The organism is Bacillus sp. NPDC077411 (assembly GCF_044543425.1).
In the GTDB taxonomy this organism is placed as follows: Bacteria; Bacillota; Bacilli; order Bacillales; family Bacillaceae_G; genus Bacillus_A; species Bacillus_A bruguierae.
Genome location: NZ_JBITWA010000013.1, coordinates 113653 through 129229, shown reverse-complemented (window position 1 = coordinate 129229; position 15577 = coordinate 113653). Strand labels below are relative to the sequence as shown.

The 15577-nt window shown below is 34.1% G+C and carries 22 protein-coding genes and 2 riboswitches; of the genes, 14 read left to right on the top strand and 8 right to left on the bottom strand.

The genetic code is table 11. The features are described 5' to 3' along the window. Window positions 1–239: 239 nt before the first annotated feature. Window positions 240–689, bottom strand: coding sequence for a hypothetical protein (locus ACIGHG_RS16980; protein ID WP_336471689.1), 450 nt, complete (start codon window positions 687–689; stop codon window positions 240–242). Between the two features lie 82 nt (window positions 690–771). Between ACIGHG_RS16980 and ACIGHG_RS16975 the strand changes: the two genes are divergently transcribed. From ACIGHG_RS16975 to ACIGHG_RS16965, 3 genes are read left to right on the top strand one after another with little or no spacing between them, the layout of a single operon-like run. After that, the gene (locus tag ACIGHG_RS16975; protein WP_336471690.1) at window positions 772–1083 is read left to right on the top strand and encodes a hypothetical protein; all 312 of its coding nucleotides are present in this window, start codon (window positions 772–774) and stop codon (window positions 1081–1083) included. Between the two features lie 3 nt (window positions 1084–1086). Next, complete coding sequence (locus ACIGHG_RS16970; RefSeq protein ID WP_396549533.1) at window positions 1087–2319, top strand: glutathionylspermidine synthase family protein; 1233 nt, start codon at window positions 1087–1089, stop codon at window positions 2317–2319. Continuing rightward, the gene (locus tag ACIGHG_RS16965; protein ID WP_090912368.1) at window positions 2316–2702 is read left to right on the top strand and encodes a DUF350 domain-containing protein; all 387 of its coding nucleotides are present in this window, start codon (window positions 2316–2318) and stop codon (window positions 2700–2702) included. Before ACIGHG_RS16970 ends, ACIGHG_RS16965 begins: the two co-directional genes overlap by 4 nt. Before the next feature lie 28 nt (window positions 2703–2730). Here ACIGHG_RS16965 and ACIGHG_RS16960 read toward each other — a convergent pair whose 3' ends face one another. Beyond that, a complete protein-coding gene (locus ACIGHG_RS16960) occupies window positions 2731–2973 on the bottom strand; it encodes a hypothetical protein (protein WP_396549531.1) in 243 nt (80 codons plus the stop codon). A 202-nt stretch (window positions 2974–3175) separates the two neighbouring features. Then, window positions 3176–3341: riboswitch (M-box (ykoK) riboswitch) on the top strand. Between the two features lie 316 nt (window positions 3342–3657). On the opposite strand from ACIGHG_RS16960, the gene ACIGHG_RS16955 reads away from it, so the two are divergent. The 3 genes from ACIGHG_RS16955 to ACIGHG_RS16945 all read left to right on the top strand — a co-directional run bounded on the left by ACIGHG_RS16955 (window position 3658) and on the right by ACIGHG_RS16945 (window position 6058). Beyond that, window positions 3658–4380 (top strand): P-type ATPase actuator domain-containing protein, encoded by a 723-nt coding sequence (locus tag ACIGHG_RS16955; RefSeq protein WP_336471693.1) that lies wholly within the window; start codon window positions 3658–3660, stop codon window positions 4378–4380. Window positions 4381–4497: 117 nt separating this feature from the next. Then, the gene (locus ACIGHG_RS16950; protein ID WP_336471694.1) at window positions 4498–5364 is read left to right on the top strand and encodes a 5'-3' exonuclease; all 867 of its coding nucleotides are present in this window, start codon (window positions 4498–4500) and stop codon (window positions 5362–5364) included. 553 nt (window positions 5365–5917) lie between these two features. Beyond that, entirely contained in the window at window positions 5918–6058 is a 141-nt protein-coding gene (locus tag ACIGHG_RS16945) for an FbpB family small basic protein (protein ID WP_090912362.1), read from the top strand. Window positions 6059–6339: 281 nt separating this feature from the next. Here ACIGHG_RS16945 and ACIGHG_RS16940 read toward each other — a convergent pair whose 3' ends face one another. From ACIGHG_RS16940 to ACIGHG_RS16925, 4 genes are all read right to left on the bottom strand, one after another. Continuing rightward, complete coding sequence (locus tag ACIGHG_RS16940) at window positions 6340–6684, bottom strand: DUF4064 domain-containing protein (protein WP_336471695.1); 345 nt, start codon at window positions 6682–6684, stop codon at window positions 6340–6342. 720 nt (window positions 6685–7404) lie between these two features. Continuing rightward, a complete protein-coding gene (locus ACIGHG_RS16935; RefSeq protein ID WP_336471696.1) occupies window positions 7405–8310 on the bottom strand; it encodes a DMT family transporter in 906 nt (301 codons plus the stop codon). Continuing rightward, window positions 8307–8711: a reverse transcriptase-like protein gene (locus tag ACIGHG_RS16930; RefSeq protein WP_396549528.1), complete on the bottom strand. Its 405-nt coding sequence runs from the start codon at window positions 8709–8711 to the stop codon at window positions 8307–8309. The genes ACIGHG_RS16935 and ACIGHG_RS16930 overlap by 4 nt, the downstream gene beginning before the upstream one ends. A gap of 15 nt (window positions 8712–8726) precedes the next feature. Then, on the bottom strand, window positions 8727–9599 hold the full coding sequence (locus tag ACIGHG_RS16925; RefSeq protein ID WP_336471698.1) for an aldose 1-epimerase family protein: 873 nt from the start codon (window positions 9597–9599) through the stop codon (window positions 8727–8729). Between the two features lie 168 nt (window positions 9600–9767). Further along, window positions 9768–9812, top strand: a riboswitch (PreQ1 riboswitch). Window positions 9813–9818: 6 nt separating this feature from the next. On the opposite strand from ACIGHG_RS16925, the gene ACIGHG_RS16920 reads away from it, so the two are divergent. The 5 genes from ACIGHG_RS16920 (at window position 9819) to ACIGHG_RS16900 (ending at window position 12456) form a co-directional block, all read left to right on the top strand. Beyond that, window positions 9819–10304, top strand: a complete 486-nt coding sequence (locus tag ACIGHG_RS16920; protein ID WP_090912354.1) for a QueT transporter family protein — start codon at window positions 9819–9821, stop codon at window positions 10302–10304. 331 nt (window positions 10305–10635) lie between these two features. Further along, on the top strand, window positions 10636–11295 hold the full coding sequence (locus ACIGHG_RS16915; RefSeq protein WP_336471699.1) for a ribonuclease H family protein: 660 nt from the start codon (window positions 10636–10638) through the stop codon (window positions 11293–11295). Between the two features lie 13 nt (window positions 11296–11308). After that, window positions 11309–11485, top strand: coding sequence for a zinc-finger domain-containing protein (locus tag ACIGHG_RS16910; protein ID WP_336471700.1), 177 nt, complete (start codon window positions 11309–11311; stop codon window positions 11483–11485). A gap of 124 nt (window positions 11486–11609) precedes the next feature. Then, complete coding sequence (locus ACIGHG_RS16905; protein ID WP_396549525.1) at window positions 11610–11858, top strand: hypothetical protein; 249 nt, start codon at window positions 11610–11612, stop codon at window positions 11856–11858. 235 nt (window positions 11859–12093) lie between these two features. Continuing rightward, entirely contained in the window at window positions 12094–12456 is a 363-nt protein-coding gene (locus ACIGHG_RS16900) for a VOC family protein (RefSeq protein ID WP_336471701.1), read from the top strand. A gap of 427 nt (window positions 12457–12883) precedes the next feature. On the opposite strand, the gene ACIGHG_RS16895 is transcribed toward ACIGHG_RS16900, so the two are convergent. After that, window positions 12884–13132, bottom strand: a complete 249-nt coding sequence (locus ACIGHG_RS16895) for a DUF2564 family protein (protein ID WP_090912346.1) — start codon at window positions 13130–13132, stop codon at window positions 12884–12886. A 113-nt stretch (window positions 13133–13245) separates the two neighbouring features. Beyond that, the gene (cspD, locus tag ACIGHG_RS16890) at window positions 13246–13443 is read right to left on the bottom strand and encodes a cold-shock protein CspD (RefSeq protein WP_090912344.1); all 198 of its coding nucleotides are present in this window, start codon (window positions 13441–13443) and stop codon (window positions 13246–13248) included. 601 nt (window positions 13444–14044) lie between these two features. Here cspD and ACIGHG_RS16885 point away from each other — a divergent pair. The 3 genes from ACIGHG_RS16885 (at window position 14045) to ACIGHG_RS16875 (ending at window position 15574) form a co-directional block, all read left to right on the top strand. Next, window positions 14045–14353 (top strand): cytoplasmic protein, encoded by a 309-nt coding sequence (locus tag ACIGHG_RS16885; protein ID WP_336471702.1) that lies wholly within the window; start codon window positions 14045–14047, stop codon window positions 14351–14353. Between the two features lie 63 nt (window positions 14354–14416). After that, the gene (locus ACIGHG_RS16880) at window positions 14417–15037 is read left to right on the top strand and encodes a sterol desaturase family protein (protein ID WP_336471703.1); all 621 of its coding nucleotides are present in this window, start codon (window positions 14417–14419) and stop codon (window positions 15035–15037) included. A gap of 198 nt (window positions 15038–15235) precedes the next feature. After that, window positions 15236–15574 (top strand): DUF485 domain-containing protein, encoded by a 339-nt coding sequence (locus ACIGHG_RS16875; protein ID WP_336471704.1) that lies wholly within the window; start codon window positions 15236–15238, stop codon window positions 15572–15574. Window positions 15575–15577 lie beyond the last annotated feature (3 nt).

Sequence of the window (15577 nt, the reverse complement as noted above, 5' to 3'; positions counted from 1 at the left end):
ACGTAAGGTTTTTATTTTTTGTCAGCCTACTAGGAATGATTTGAGTTTTATTATGTGGAAAATATAAGTCGCTGCAATGCAGAATATAACATGATCGCTACTTGCTTTCTCCTTTTGTTTTAAAACATTGCACGTGGCATAAAAAGGCCCTGACCGTTTCTATGCGTGGCCAGATGCTCTCGCCCCCCTAAAAAGAAAGGAGGTTTTTAATTTGTATTATAACATAGGATTTTTAAATATTACCTGCATTCACCTGTAAATTCTCCATAATAAACATAGCACTTTCGATCTTCATCAATTTCTCTTGAGTCTAAGGCGAATTCCATCAATATTCCGTCCTTTTGAACGTACAAAATATCTGAATGAAGGTACGTTAAGATTTCTTCATGGTTCCATACATCTTTACTTTCTATCAAAATCGAATTTATTCCTTGTAGTTCTCTAATCTCAAAACCTATATGGGAATATGTTTTTTCTGAGGAATCATCGAAGAACTTTTCTTTTTCGACATATAATACCGCCGTTCCGTCAGAGTCCATCGCGGTCGCTGTTACGACATACGTATCTCCTTCTTTAACGAAATACTCACAAGTCATCCTTGCGACGGTTTCAGTGATAGAAATATCCGCATAGTTCCATAAGGCAGGATATTGTTTGGCTTCATCATTGAGTCGATATTCTAACCGCAATAGTAATCCCCCTTCCTTTTTCTTCTACTTTATCATGAATTCTATTATAATAAAAATATAATCTATAAAGGAGTGTAGGAAGGTGACAAAAACGAAATGGTTAGTAACAGGTGTTCTTACTTCTTTGATGGCCAGTACTTTATCTGGCTGTACAAAAGATCTCCCTCCAAAACCAAATGATAAGAGCTGTTCTGATTGGGATTGGGATGATGAACTTGGGGTGTGGCGGTGTGATGATAAGCATTCAAGTTATCATGGGCATTATTATTACAGTAGTAACTATTATCAAGATAAATCAACTTTCAAAAATTCACCTGAATTTAAGTCCTATCAAGCTTCGTCTGATTTTAAAGGGGGAATTGGAAGCGGTTCAAATGGCGGATCCGGAGGTTAAATCATGTCGTTTTACATAAAGGAACGAAGTCAATTTTATTCAAGGTACCCTCACTTTTGGTCTGACTTATATGGGAGTGAGTATAGTCTTTTTCATGTTTTTGAAATAACAGAACAAACTATTAGGCATTTGCAATTAGCAACAGAACGAATGGGAAAAGTATTCTTTAAGACTGCTAGTCTTCTTCGGACTTTGCCGGATGATCAGCTTCTTGAACTTGGTTTTCCATCTTCAAGTCTACCTTTTATTAGAATGAAATCCCTGTTTCCTGAATCTGTTATTTCACGGTTTGATTTTGCTGTGACAGATGGTGGTATCAAAATGCTTGAGTTTAATAGTGATACCCCAACTTTTATTGTGGAATGCTTTCAAATGAATGGAAAAGTATGTGAAGAATTAAATTATCATGACCCAAACGAGAATCAGGAACGTCTTCTTTCTTCTGGTATCACAAAAGCGGTAATGGAAGCTGCTAAAGGAATAGAAATGCCAAACGTTGTCTTCACAGCCCATCATGAACATATAGAAGATTGGAATACGACTAGGTATTTGAGTCAGTTATGTCAGGTTAAAAACAAAATGATGTCAATGTCAGAACTCAGAATTACTGAAGATGCTTTGGTTGACAGAGACGGTGTGCCAATTGATATTTTGTATCGTCAAACATATCCAATTGAAGATTTAGTTGAGGACCGGGATCCTAAAACTGGAGATTTAGTAGGGATTGAGTTGCTGCAGCTTGTAAACAAAGGAAAGCTCTTTATTATAAATCCTATTTCGTCCTTTCTACTTCAGCCGAAATCGATACAATGCTTGATTTGGGGATTAGCTGAGATAGGCGCTTTTTATACAAATGAGGAACGACAATGGATTAAGGAATATATGCTGCCTACTTACTTAGAACCAGATCTATTTTTAGGAAAAAGTTCTTTTGTTCAAAAACCTTCGTTTGGTAGAGAAGGTGATACGGTTACAATTCGTGACAAAGACACGAGTATTATGATTCAAAATTCATATCAAACGTATAAAAAAGAACTTCCTGTGTTTCAAAAATACATAAAGCTTCCGGTTGTTTCCCTTGAGACTGAAAAAGGGAACGAGGAGCTGTCGTATGTGTTTGGATCGTTTTTAATTGCTGGGAAACCAAGTAGTATTGGTATACGTGCCGGTGAAAAAATTACGGGGAATGAATCTTATTATTTACCTGTAGGGATTAAAAAGGAGGATTATAAATAATGAATTTTTTACTTTATTTAGCAGTTTCACTCGGTCTTTTATGTATTGGTTTGTTTCTTATGGAAGTGACAACAAAAGTAAAGGAATTTTCGTTGATGGCGAAAGGGAATCGAGCAGCAAGCTACTCACTTGGAGGAAGACTTCTCGGTCTTGCTATCGTCTTGTATTCTACTGCTGCTCATTCTGTTTCACTAATAGATATGGCTTTATGGGGAGCGATTGGAGTTTTAGCGCAAATCGTTGTGTTTTATTTAGCTGAATTGTGCACACCGCGTTTTAACATTAATCAAAGCATCGAAGAAGATAACCAAGCCGTCGGACTTTTCCTTATGTTTTTATCAATTTCCATCGGAATTGTGATTGCTGGATGTTTAACATATTAAAAAACCTCACGTTTTATACGTAAGGTTTTTATTTTTTATTCGTTAATCCTTCTGATACGTACTCAATAAGTTTGTCTATTACTTTAGGAAATAGTTCTTCGCCGATTTCATCTTTATGTAATAGCATCATAAGAGCTTGTATTATCCCTGTGATTACTTGTGAATCATCTTTAGGTAATACTCCTCGTTCAATGAGAGCGTTGATGACTAGTGTACCTCTCTCCATATTATATTGAGAGAACTCCATCATTTCATTTGGCAATTTTCTCATCAGACGTTCGTGTTCATCATTTTGAAAAACACGTTGTAGAAAAGGATTGTCTTCAACAAATTGAAAGGATGTGTGAAAGAAGGAAGAGAGTAGTTCTTTTGAAGATAGCTTTTCTAGGAAATACTTGTTGTAATGAGGAAAAGTTTGAAATCAAGGTGTTGACATCTATTTTAAATAGGAGTAACATTTTCTATGTAATAAAATATGTCTCTGTTAGGTGAGGCTCCTGTATAGAGAGATGCTACTGCCCAAAAATGTCGAGAGACGCCAATGGGTCAACAAGAATGATCGAATTAAGGTCTTTTTTAATGTAGCTGGTTAAGAACCTATGCTATACAGTGCTAAAGCTCGGCGAGGGAGAGGTGCAATTGTTTTTAATACACACTACGTGATACGTAGTTGTATTAAACTTTGCTTATTTATGTATGTTCAGACCTTTACTCGCTCACGGGTAAAGGTCTTTTTTATTAGGGTGTATGTTGTACAAATATACATAGCTAAAAATAATCATATGAGGAGGTGAGGAACAATGTCAGCTTCGGACTCGGTTCCGTTACCCAGGTATTTCGAAAATAGAATGTGTGATGTAGGTAGGAAACGACTTGTTCCTCCCTCTATATCTGTAAATAGATAAATTGAGAAACAATGAGTTTCTTCCTGCATGTGTGAAGGAGGAGACGGACGGTGTTATATGTAAACAAGCGAGAAGGAATTATAAATAATATAAATCATAAAAAAACGATAAAAGTACAAGAGATTTTACAGAAGAATAATGAAATGCTGATGGAAGTTGCTATTCGAGATGTAAAATCTGTGTATGCTTATTTTAAAACAACAAGAAATGGTCTTTCTGTTAAAGAGGCAAAAAGACGTATTGTACAATATGGAAAAAATGAGCGATATGTGAATAAAAAAGTGATGTTGACTCATATTATGATGAAGTTGATGGAAAAAGTAAATCTGTTTGAAAAGGAAGCGAATCAAACGAACGCAATAACACCAAAAACAGTTACTGTTTTAAGAGTAGCAAATGATAAAGTGAATGGGATAGACACAGATTCTGAAATGATGAATATTCCAATAGAAGAATTGGTCCCAGGAGATGTGATTTGCCTTTCTGCAGGTGATACAGTACCAGCTGACGCTCGGATTATTTACGCAAAAGATGTATTAGTTGATGAATCTCCTTTAACGGGAAAAGAGGTGCTTGTAGAAAAGTATGAAAGTTGTTATCACATTGAAAAAAAACGATTTATGCCGCTAAAACGCATAAAAGATTATAATCCACTTTGTCTTGAAAATTTATGCTATCAAGGTACTCACATTATTAGCGGAACAGCAAAAGCAGTTGTTGTTTCCACTGGAAATAATACGTATGTGGAATTATTACATCAATGTTGTAAGTAATTTTTATGGATGCTAAATAAAGCAAATCATTGTATAATAACAATTACAATCATTATTTGATTATATAACCTTGCGTCATGACGTGAGGTTTTTATTTTTGTCATTAGGAGAGGAATTATGAAAAAAGTATTATTAGTAGATGGTATGGCATTGCTATTTCGTGCCTTTTATGCAACAAGTGTGTACGGACAATTTATGAAAAAACAAGATGGGATTCCAACAAACGGGATTCATGGTTATATGAAGCATTTATTAACAGCAGCTAGTACAGTTGAACCGACTCATATTGTAACGTGCTGGGACATGGGGAGTACAACGTTTCGAACAGAAACATTTTCAAACTATAAGGCGAATCGCGGAGCACCGCCAGAAGAATTAATTCCACAATTTGATTTAGTGCAAGAAATGACTGCACATTTATCTATCCCAGTTATTGGTATGAAAGGATATGAAGCTGATGACTGTATTGGGACATTAGCAAAAATGTATCAACATGAAGCGGAAGTGTTTATTTTAACAGGTGATACAGATTTATTACAGCTAGTTGATACAAAAATTACAGTCATGCTTCTTCGAAAAGGAATTGGAAATTACGAATTTTACACGCCTGAAAAAATTATGGAAGAAAAGGGCGTAGAGCCGTGGCAAATTGTTCACGCAAAGGCATTTATGGGTGATTCAAGTGACAACTATCCAGGTGTTAAAGGCATTGGTGAAAAGACAGCATATAAGCTTATTCAAGAGCACGGAACAGTTACAGGTGTTTTGGAAAACATTACATCATTAACAAAAGCACAGCGTACAAAGATTGAGAGTGACTTAGATAATTTACACATGTCACTACAACTCGCACAAATTCATTGTGAAGTACCAATTTTTTGTCGATTAGAAGAAGCTTTTCACACAATTGATAAGGAAAAAATACAATTCGTTTGTGAGCAGATGAACTGGGGTAGACCGGAAATGTTCATAAATATGTTATAGAAAGTGTTTTTTTAAGAACTTATATTGAACGAACTATAGATAACGCCCAATCAAATTAAGAATTTGATTGGGCGTTATTATTTATATAAATACAAATAAACCCCTTTCTTTTTGGGGGAGGCGAGAGCATTTGGCCATGTATAGAAGCGGTCATGATTTGTTTTGCATAGCAGCGACTTAGATGTCGAAAAAATAAAAAGGATTTATATAGATATGGTTTCTACAATATCTAGCTTCTGTAGAATGATAGTAATAGTAGTACATAAGCTGCTAGCAAAGTTACGTTTCAATAGTAAAACGATATACATACTAATTCATGTAAAAATATACGTAGTTTTCATTTGAATTTCAAATGGATTTCACATGAATCTTTTATTATTACACAATACAGATAATTATTTATCTTTTATATAAATAAAATTTTGTATCCCGTATTAACGAGCAGTAATCCCCCGCTCCAAGATTTAAAGAGAAATGAAGAAGAGAGGCGGGGGATGAAAAAAACTCTCACTTAGGGAAGTTTCACTTGTAATAATTAAGGAGGAAGATTGATATGCGAAAAAAAATAAGAAAATCCTTTAAACAGTTATTAATAGAAAATAAACAATTATTATTGAATGATAAAGAAAACATAAGAGAAATTGAAGAAAAAATTGAAAAAAGACATATATCATATAGAGCAACGAGTAATTGAGTAAAGAGCGGCCAAAAAATAAAGTGGAACTTCTATTCGTGAAAGAAGTTCCACTTTATTTTAATCGTTCGAATCTATAGACGTTTCTTTACCAAATGATACGTCTACTTTAGAGACCTCGTGGTTTGTATGTTCACCTTTTTCCAGCCGTCCAAAGCGAAAGGAAAAGGGTGGTTTTCGTAAGAGATAATCGTTGATAGCCACCACCTGACGGTAGCGGTTATCTAAAGATGAGCACATGTTGCTCTCTTTTTTATTAGATTCATTAGTCCGGTATTATTTTAATTAGATTCCTGTTTTAAAGTTCTAAATGCAAATGCCCCTGAAATGATTTGTAAAACCACTGGAAGGAATAAAATGAATACTGACATAACCAATGTTACTAATGGGAGTAATATCATACAAAGTCCGTAGGCGATATTGTTAACCTTATTTACTGAACATGCTAAAACTAACAGTCCTATTTGAATAATTAATAAAATAGAATAATAAGTCAAAGTTTTATAATCAACATGTCCATATAGGGCAATAACAGTAATAATAGACATGATCGATAAAATAAAAGTACCTATAACTCCTAAAATACCTCCAATTAAACCTAGTATAAATTCAGGAGTTCTTTTCATTTCTAATACCTTCCTAACTATTAATATATTATGTATATAATGTCCACTTATATATATTATCAAATACGGTTTGGAAAAACTATGCATAAATGGATTGGTTTTAACATTAGATGTAGCAAAAGAAATGTTAAATTTTATTTAGCAGAAGTCTTCAGATCACCTTATTGATTCCCTTTTCTTATACACGATCTCAATGATCCAACATACTGAAATTGATTCTTATAAGGGCAGTGAAGTAGGCCAGCTTTGGTGTGCGAACTCGAGGTTCTGGAGCAAGCACGACCTATTTTTCACTTCTACTATAAAAAAATAGTAGCACAGACCATGGCCGTGGTCTGTGCTACTAATCTTAGTATGTTTTGTTTTAAAACATCCCATGTGGCAGGACAAGCCCCTGACCGCTTCTATGCACGGACAGATACTCTCGTCCTCCCCTAAAAAGAAAGAGGTTTTTATGTCGGTTTTTTAATTTGGATATATATAAATCCAAATTGACATTCCAACACAAAAGTTACCGCCATGCTGAACAAAAAATAACCTGCTACTTTCTTTCTCTCTTTGTTTGAACTTCGCATGTGGAAGAAAAAGGAATTGACCGCTTCTACGCATGGCCAGACGCTCTCGACCATCTCAAAAGAAAAGGGGGTTATGTCAGGTTTTTAATTTGGATTTATATATACTATGTAGTAAGTGCTTCATTCTGCTCTCATTCTAGTAATTTTATGCAGCATGCATTTCTTTTTTTCGTTTATTTGGTAGTTCTACAAAGATCATTCCTAAGAAAATGCAAATACACCCAATGATAGCTGATAGCGATAATTGCTCATTTGCAACAAGAACACCTGTTATTGCTGCGAAGACGGGTTCCATTGCAAAAATAATAGCGACGCGGGTAGGAGATGTATATTTTTGCGCGGTTGTTTGAATAAAAAATGCAAGGGAAGTGGCAAAAAGTGATGTTAGTAAGAGCGCAAATAAAAATGAGCGATTTGTCCATAATGACATCGAAAATAATTTCTCCCAATCTTCAAACAGAAAAGCGCAAATAGAAGAGAGGAGTCCAACCGTTAATATTTGTGTTGTACTTAATAATAACGGAGATACCTTTTTGGAAAAGAATCCATTTACAAGGATATGAGCAGCAAATGCTACAGCACAACCTAAGATAAGAATGTCTCCTATATTGAATTGAAAAGCGTCTCCAGCTGTTAATAAAAAGAGTCCAATTGTAGCTGCTGTAATTCCGAGTACGATAAATAGATTTGCTTTTTGTTTTAAAAAGATAAACGATAAAATGGGTACCATGACAATGCTGAGCCCTGTTAAAAATCCGGCTTTAGAAGAGGTTGTATATAATAAACCAAACGTTTGTAGTAAATACCCAACAAATAAAAAGAATCCTACAATCATACCAGCACCGCTACTAAAGCCTACGTGTTTAATAGGTATTTTTTTCATAGAAATGAGCTGAATGATGAATAAAATCATTCCGGCTAATAAAAAACGTACACCATTAAAAGAAAATGGCCCGACAAATGACATGGCATTTTGAACGACAACAAATGTAGCTCCCCAAATGAAAGCAACAAACAATAAAGCGAGAGGAGCAATCCACTCTTTTTTCAATACACTACCTCCGTTACTTTTTTTTGTATAGCTTTTCGTGCCAATTCATCGGCTGCTTTATTTTGGCTGCTTGGAATCCACTTTATAAAAAAGAGATCAAATTGCTGAATCATTTCCAGGGCTTCATCTAAAAGTGGTGCATATAATGGGTTTTTTACATATTGTTTTTCAATCGCTCGTTCTACAAGCTGTGAATCTGTTCGAAACGATACAATTTTATAATTATGTTCGGTGCAATATTTTAATGCAGTAAGTAATGCATGATACTCTGCTTCATGGTTGCTCATAATCCCAAGTGGAACAGTGAGCTCTACAGGTGGTTGAATCCCTTTAATAAAAACCCCAGCGCCGGAAGGGCCAGGGTTTCCTTTTGATGCACCATCGATGTACACTTCAATCAAACTGAACCCCTCCAATTAACCGATTGTAATACTATAGCAGCATGTAAATGTTTCATTCGCTTTTAACATTTGAATTCCTTTTTTCTCTTTAAAATCTTTTGCAGGCTCTAATTCATCGGCGATGCCATACCAAGGTTCAATACATAAGAACGGTGCATCATTTCCTGGTGTCCATACACCGACAAATGGGAATCCTTCAAATGAAACTTTGACAAACTTATTATGATTGTGAGAACGGATGGTAATTTCATTTTTGTTCATATCCTCAAATATAAGTGCATCGTTTTTAAATAAATCGTATGTAAGTGGAAGCTTTGTTGCTTCTTCGGCTATTACGAGTTTATTTTTAGAAAGAAATGGTCCTTTTAGTACACCTGCTTCTAAGCGCTCTGGAGTACTGAAAGATAAGTAGTAGTCTGTGAAAGATTCATTTGGTAATAACGGACAATTAAAACCAGGGTGTCCTCCAATTGAAAAATACATTTCTTCCGAGTTAGAATTGATTACTTCGTATGTTACATATACAGATGTTTCATTTAATTCATAAGAAACAAGTAATTCAAATGCAAACGGATAGTTTTGTAAAGTTTTTTCATTACTTGTTACTGCGTATGTAATTTTTGATTCACTTTGTTTTTTTATCGTAAATGTTAAATCACGAGCAAAGCCATGTTGTGTTAACGAATATGATTTACCATTAACATAATATGTATTGTCTACTAATCTCCCGACGATTGGAAATAAAATAGGAGCGCGTCGTCCCCAATACTTTGCATCTCCTTGCCACACATATTCTGTATGATCTTCTTTTAAGCGAACACTTTGCAGTTCTGCACCTTTTTCAGAAATGGACACGATCATTTTTTCGTTTTGAATCGTTGCTGTCATGAACAAACCTCCTAAATCTTTCATGTTTTTATTATACGTTTTATAAAAAGAAAAGAATAGTGTATGACTATCCTTTTGTAATTTGTTCATTTCATACATATAGCAAAGCTTTTTCTATATTGACTTGAATTCGAATCATAATTATAATGTAATTTTGTTTATTATAATATTTACGTGGTTCGTAACCATCCCACGAAAAAAAACTAAGGAGAGCGTATAATGAAAATTAAGACACTTGTTGGGAATGGTATTTTAGCGGCACTATATATTGCTGTTACTATGCTTATTCAACCTTTTGGTTTTACGAATATTCAATTCCGTATTTCAGAAATGTTCAATCACCTTATTGTGTTCAATAAAAAATATATTTACGGAATTGTGTTAGGCGTATTTTTAGCAAACCTCTTTTTCTCGCCAATGATTGCATATGATCTTGTATTTGGAGTCGGACAATCTATTATTGCTTTACTTTGTACAATTGTTTCTATGCGTTTTATAAAAGGAATATGGGCGCGTATGATCTTTAATACGGTGGTCTTTACATTTACAATGTTTATAATTGCGATTGAACTACACCTTGCATTTGACTTACCATTTTTGTTTACATGGTTAACATGTGCGATTGGTGAGTTTGTTGTAATGGCAATCGGGGGACCTGTTATGTATTTTATTAACAAACGAGTACAGTTTGAAAAATTTGTGTAAGATTCATTAGAGAGTTGTTCACTTTATCGTGGCAACTCTTATTTATTTTTTCGTGTTATCTTGTTGATGGATCTAAATACATTTTAATTTTTCATCTGCTATGCAGAATAAAACATTTCTCCTTTTGATTTCATCATTGCATGTGGTAGGAAAAGGCCCTCACCATTTCGATGCGCGGCTAGATGCTCTCGTCTGCCTAAAAAAGATGGTTTTTAATTTGTATCTATAAAGATAAATGAATTTCGAATAGAATACGGACCGCATAGACAAAATAAAAGCATAATATTTAGTATGAACGTGTATAGTTTTTGTATATAAAAGGGGGAGCAAAATGAAATATAAAATTACTTGGCTATATCGAACAAAAGATGGTTTAGAGACTAGTTTGGAAACAGATTTTCTTCGTTTAGAAGAGGCAATGCAATTCGCAGCGGATTTTGAAAAAACAGGGAGAGCGAAGGAATTGTTATTTCAGGATGAGATGGGAGTAGAATGGACGTTAAAAGAAGTTAAGAAACTAAGTAAACAAGTTGAAGAAGAAGTGCAAGATCTTACGCTGTATTTTGATGGAGGGTATGATATTGACACAAAAGAAGCAGGTGTAGGGGTAAGTATTTATTATAAGAAACAGGGGAAATTGTATCGAATTCGCCGCAATGCTTACATAGAAGGAATTGATGATAATAATGAAGCGGAATATGCAGCGTTATTATATGGAATGAACATATTAGAAGAGCTAGGGGTTAAATATGAATCGGTTATACTGCACGGTGATTCTCAAGTAGTTCTTCAACAATTAGCGGGTGAATGGCCATGTTATGAGGAGCATTTAATTCATTACTTAGACCAGATTGAACAAAAAGCAAAACAGATGAAAATAAAACTAGTATGTGAACCGGTTTCTAGGAAACAAAATAAAGAAGCTCATCAATTAGCAACACAAGCACTGCAAAGAACAAACATTGATAGTCATAAAGAAATAACAGAATAGGAGTGTAGAAGGAGTGAATCGTAAGCAACTGATTACTGAGGTGAATGATTTATTAGAAACATATTGCGATGGTTGCTTTTTGCAAAAGCATTTTCGAAAAGAACATAGTAAATATTATGCTCACTCCTTTTGTATTCGGCAATGTACGATAGGAGAAAAGCTACAAAAGTATGGAAAACAATTACAATAACCTCCTTGCTCAGGTGAAAGTTTTTTATTCCATTTCTGAACTGGCTACGCTAAAGATATAATAGGTGTACAGGTAAATAACTGAAATACATGGCTGGACAGATAAGTGAATTGCTTCTATTTGTATGATTATGCAAGGACAACCTTTATATAAAGTCTTATCTGATGGAACACAGACATATAAGGTTTGGACAAAAAGCCCAATCGAAAATCCCTTACCACCATCGGATAAGGGATATTTTTCAGTTGATTGCACAACGGATATAAGTTCTCTTTCGGATGAATATGTAGCCAATATGCTGTTAAAAGTCAGCGATAGACCTACAAGCAATTTTATGCAAGAAGATTATCTATCCTTGAAAGATCATTGCTAACGGAAAGGGGCGACTTTTTATCAAGAAAAGATAGACTGACGATAAGTGTTGTATTCTGGAAAAAATTTTTAAAAAATTCAAAGAGTCATAAGTAATTCTTATCGAATATTATAATTAATCAATATTTCAGTTATTGTATTTGGCGATATAAAATGAAAGAGGCTTTAGAAAGTGTTAAAAAAATTATTTGGTTATAGAAGAATTCAAATTTCAATTAATAATGGGAGTGGATTTTATGATTCTTGGTTTGCATCACGCTCAGATAACTATTCCAAAAGGTGCTGAAGAAGAGGGGAAAAATTTTTATTGTGGAATTCTTGGTTTACCTGAGAAAGAAAAGCCCGAATCACTAAAGGGGCGCGGAGGATTTTGGTTAAAAGTCGGAGATAGAGATGTACATATAGGTACAGAAGAAGGTGTTGATCGATTAAAAACAAAAGCCCATATAGCTTATCAAGTAGAGGATATATCGTACTGGAGAAATGTGTTAGAACAAAATAACATTCAGATAATTGAAGGAGTACCAATCCCAGGCTTTGAACGTTTTGAGTTCAGAGACCCATTCGGAAACAGAGTGGAAATGATTCAAGAAATTTAGTTACTCCATTAATTAAAAAGTAACTACTCAGTCACTCTATGAAAAACCGGTAGAAAAGCCTTTTTTAAGTGGTCAAGAGGGACTGGCTATGTATAGTAGCGGTCAGGGCCTTTTCCTGCCACGCGCAAAGTTTTAAAACAAAGAAAGGCAGCGAGGTGTAGGTCCATTTTTATCTTCATGGCAGCAATTATAGGTAAGTGTATTTTCGCTGGAATTATACTCCTTACCAAACTTCTAAATGAAATGTATGGCTGAGTAGTTACATTAAAAATAGACAAAGAGCTTAGGGGAATTTTCTAAGCTCTTTGTTGTGATTTATACTGAGAATTCGTTTGATATTTAATTGCAATTTACGATGAGAAATGGTCCGTTTTTTATCGTTTTGCACCTCAAAAGTGAACCTGTTAGAAACTTCTCTGGATGTTTTTTAATTCTTTGCTTCTTGTAATTGATGCTCGCATCTTTCTAATTTTTCTTCTTGATCCAATAGAAACGGTGCATCTAAATCTGTTGCTACTTCTTTCATTGTTTCGAGCTGATGACGAGCGGATTCAATGGCATTTGTAGCGTGCTGCAATGATTCAGGGTCCATTGTGACTGTCGCAGAACCAACCATCTTTTGCGCAGTTTCTACGCGGAATTTTACTTCTTCAAAATCGTTTACAGGTGAACCCATTGTTTTCTCCTCCTTATTTTCTCATTTCACATAGTTTTTGCTCTGTGGAAAAGAAATATGCAGAAGAATAACAAAGGAGGTTATCAGTAGATAACCTCCTGTCATGTATCAAATTAAAGTTTTACTACGTTAGTAGCTTGAGGTCCGCGATTTCCTTCAACGATTTCGAAAGAAACTTCTTGACCTTCTTCTAAAGATTTGTAGCCTTCGCCTTGAATTGCAGTGAAGTGTACGAACACATCGTCAGCACCTTCAATTTCGATAAATCCAAAACCTTTTTCGCTATTAAACCATTTTACTTTACCTTGCATACTACAATGCCCCCTAAATATGATTACTTTCTCATTTAGTGAATGGTATCTAAAATATTTACAAATTCATAAAATTGAAATTCGAATATTCTGCTAAATAATAACTTAAATATACATGTGATGGGAGATTTTAGTCAAGTAAGCGGTTTTATTTTTTGTATTTTTAAATAATCTTTCGCACTACATGAATACCAATTAAGAAACCAACATAAAAACTTTTTTAGGAGGTGAGAGCAGGACATGTTTTGTTCTGCATAGCAGCAAGCTATATCTTGAAAAATTAAAAATGAACGTTGTCAGTTCAGACAGTTTTTGTATGTTTGTGGATAAAAAAGGATATTTTAAATATGTGTATTTTTATCGTGGATTTCAAAATGTAAAACAAGGAATTTTATATTCAAATATCGAATATATAAGGTAAGAAGTGGTAGGGGGATTTCATTAATTCTTCATGGCATGTTTTTTAATCCGTTAAGCCTTGGTTTTTGGTTTGGTGTAATGGAAGTACAAATTATTTTACGGAATGTAAATATTGCTTTTTCTATTCATTTTGTATATAAAGTTTTATAATTGTTTATATAAGATTGAAGGGGAGATTTCTATGTATCGAACCACCGTAAATGAAAAGGAAATTATTATTACATTAGCAGCAAAAATACGTAAAGAAGTAACAGACAGAAATTCATTATACGAGGCTGTTCTTCAAATAGCTGAACGACTACTTCAAACAAAACAACCGACATTTGCTGTAAATCATGAAATATTAGGGTTGATTATTGGAGAAGTACAACGAGGAGAAGTGACAGTTTTTGCAGTGGAACATATTATTCCAAAACAGAATATATTCAGTTCGAGCAATACTTTCTATCCAAATGGGGGAACAAGCAAATTTGTGATGGGAATAGAATAGAAATAAAAAGGCGGCCATAACAATGCGTTACGGTCGCTTTCTAAAAGAGAGAGGGGAATGGGGATGAAACGGGTAATAAAAGAGTATTTTCTTCAGCACGATATTGTCATTATGATTGGAGTTTTAATTGCTTTTATCGTGTTTTTGAACATGAAATTGTTTACATGGATTGCAGCTATTGCAGTTATTGCAGGTATTATCTTTTATACAATTAACGAATATGTAACACATCGTTTTTTATTCCATTTAAAACCGCCAAAGAATCCATTTTTATTAAAAATGTTAAAACGTCTTCATTATGACCATCATGTATACCCGAATGATTTAAAGCTACTGTTTTTACCTGTGTGGTATAGTCTTCCTGGATTTGCAATCTATTTATGTATTGTATATGGTATTACTTCTAACCTTACACTGACATTATCATTTGGAATTGGAATGATCTTTATGCTATTAGTATATGAATGGAAACATTACATTGCTCACCGGCCAATCCGTCCATTAACTCCGTACGGAAGGTGGCTAAAGAAGCAGCATACACTCCATCATTATAAAAATGAGAATTATTGGTTTGGAGTATCGAATCTATTTTACGATTTTCTGTTTAAAACATATAAAGAAGTAAAAGATGTCGAAACAAGTGAAACAGCTCGTAATTTAGAAGGTGAAAAAGCGGTGCGATAAGCACTGCTTTTTATTTTAATAAAATATATTAGAAAATTGGAGAAAAATGACAAAATTTGTCTATCGAAAAATCTTTGCTTACAAAAATAGATTGTCTAAAATAAACTTAAGTTTCTGAATATTTATAAAATTTAGTGTTTTGAATTATGAAAGGAAGTTTTTAGAGATTTCAATTGAAAAGAAAGGAGTAGGTATGAAATGAAACAAGAAACATCTGCGCGTAAATTGAATGGTGAAATCAATTACTCGAACGTAGTGCAGTCTACCGAATTTCAAAATTTGTTACAAGCAAAGAAAAAATTTATTGTACCGATGAGCATTTTCTTTTTCAGTTTTTTTATTGCTTTGCCTATTTTAACATCGTATTCAAAGGTGCTCAATACATCGGCGTTTGGTGATATTACATGGGCATGGGTATTTGCATTTGCTCAGTTCATTATGACATGGACATTGTGCATGATTTACAGTAAAAAAGCAGAATCATTTGATCGATTATCGAATCAAATTCTTGAAAACTTGGATAAAGAGAGGGGATAAATA

Excerpts from the sequence above, each read along its gene's own strand:
- ACIGHG_RS16895 (WP_090912346.1), bottom strand. The coding sequence starts at position 13,132 with ATGGGTTCACCTGTAAACGATTTTGAAGAAGTAAAATTCCGCGTAGAA.
- ACIGHG_RS16950 (WP_336471694.1), top strand. The coding sequence starts at position 4,498 with ATGAAAAAAGTATTATTAGTAGATGGTATGGCATTGCTATTTCGTGCC.
- ACIGHG_RS16900 (WP_336471701.1), top strand. The coding sequence starts at position 12,094 with ATGATTCTTGGTTTGCATCACGCTCAGATAACTATTCCAAAAGGTGCT.
- cspD (WP_090912344.1), bottom strand. The coding sequence starts at position 13,443 with ATGCAAGGTAAAGTAAAATGGTTTAATAGCGAAAAAGGTTTTGGATTT.
- ACIGHG_RS16925 (WP_336471698.1), bottom strand. The coding sequence starts at position 9,599 with ATGACAGCAACGATTCAAAACGAAAAAATGATCGTGTCCATTTCTGAA.
- ACIGHG_RS16945 (WP_090912362.1), top strand. The coding sequence starts at position 5,918 with ATGCGAAAAAAAATAAGAAAATCCTTTAAACAGTTATTAATAGAAAAT.
- ACIGHG_RS16875 (WP_336471704.1), top strand. The coding sequence starts at position 15,236 with ATGAAACAAGAAACATCTGCGCGTAAATTGAATGGTGAAATCAATTAC.
- ACIGHG_RS16940 (WP_336471695.1), bottom strand. The coding sequence starts at position 6,684 with ATGAAAAGAACTCCTGAATTTATACTAGGTTTAATTGGAGGTATTTTA.
- ACIGHG_RS16880 (WP_336471703.1), top strand. The coding sequence starts at position 14,417 with ATGAAACGGGTAATAAAAGAGTATTTTCTTCAGCACGATATTGTCATT.
- ACIGHG_RS16885 (WP_336471702.1), top strand. The coding sequence starts at position 14,045 with ATGTATCGAACCACCGTAAATGAAAAGGAAATTATTATTACATTAGCA.
- ACIGHG_RS16920 (WP_090912354.1), top strand. The coding sequence starts at position 9,819 with ATGAAAATTAAGACACTTGTTGGGAATGGTATTTTAGCGGCACTATAT.
- ACIGHG_RS16915 (WP_336471699.1), top strand. The coding sequence starts at position 10,636 with ATGAAATATAAAATTACTTGGCTATATCGAACAAAAGATGGTTTAGAG.
- ACIGHG_RS16970 (WP_396549533.1), top strand. The coding sequence starts at position 1,087 with ATGTCGTTTTACATAAAGGAACGAAGTCAATTTTATTCAAGGTACCCT.
- ACIGHG_RS16905 (WP_396549525.1), top strand. The coding sequence starts at position 11,610 with ATGATTATGCAAGGACAACCTTTATATAAAGTCTTATCTGATGGAACA.
- ACIGHG_RS16960 (WP_396549531.1), bottom strand. The coding sequence starts at position 2,973 with ATGAGAAAATTGCCAAATGAAATGATGGAGTTCTCTCAATATAATATG.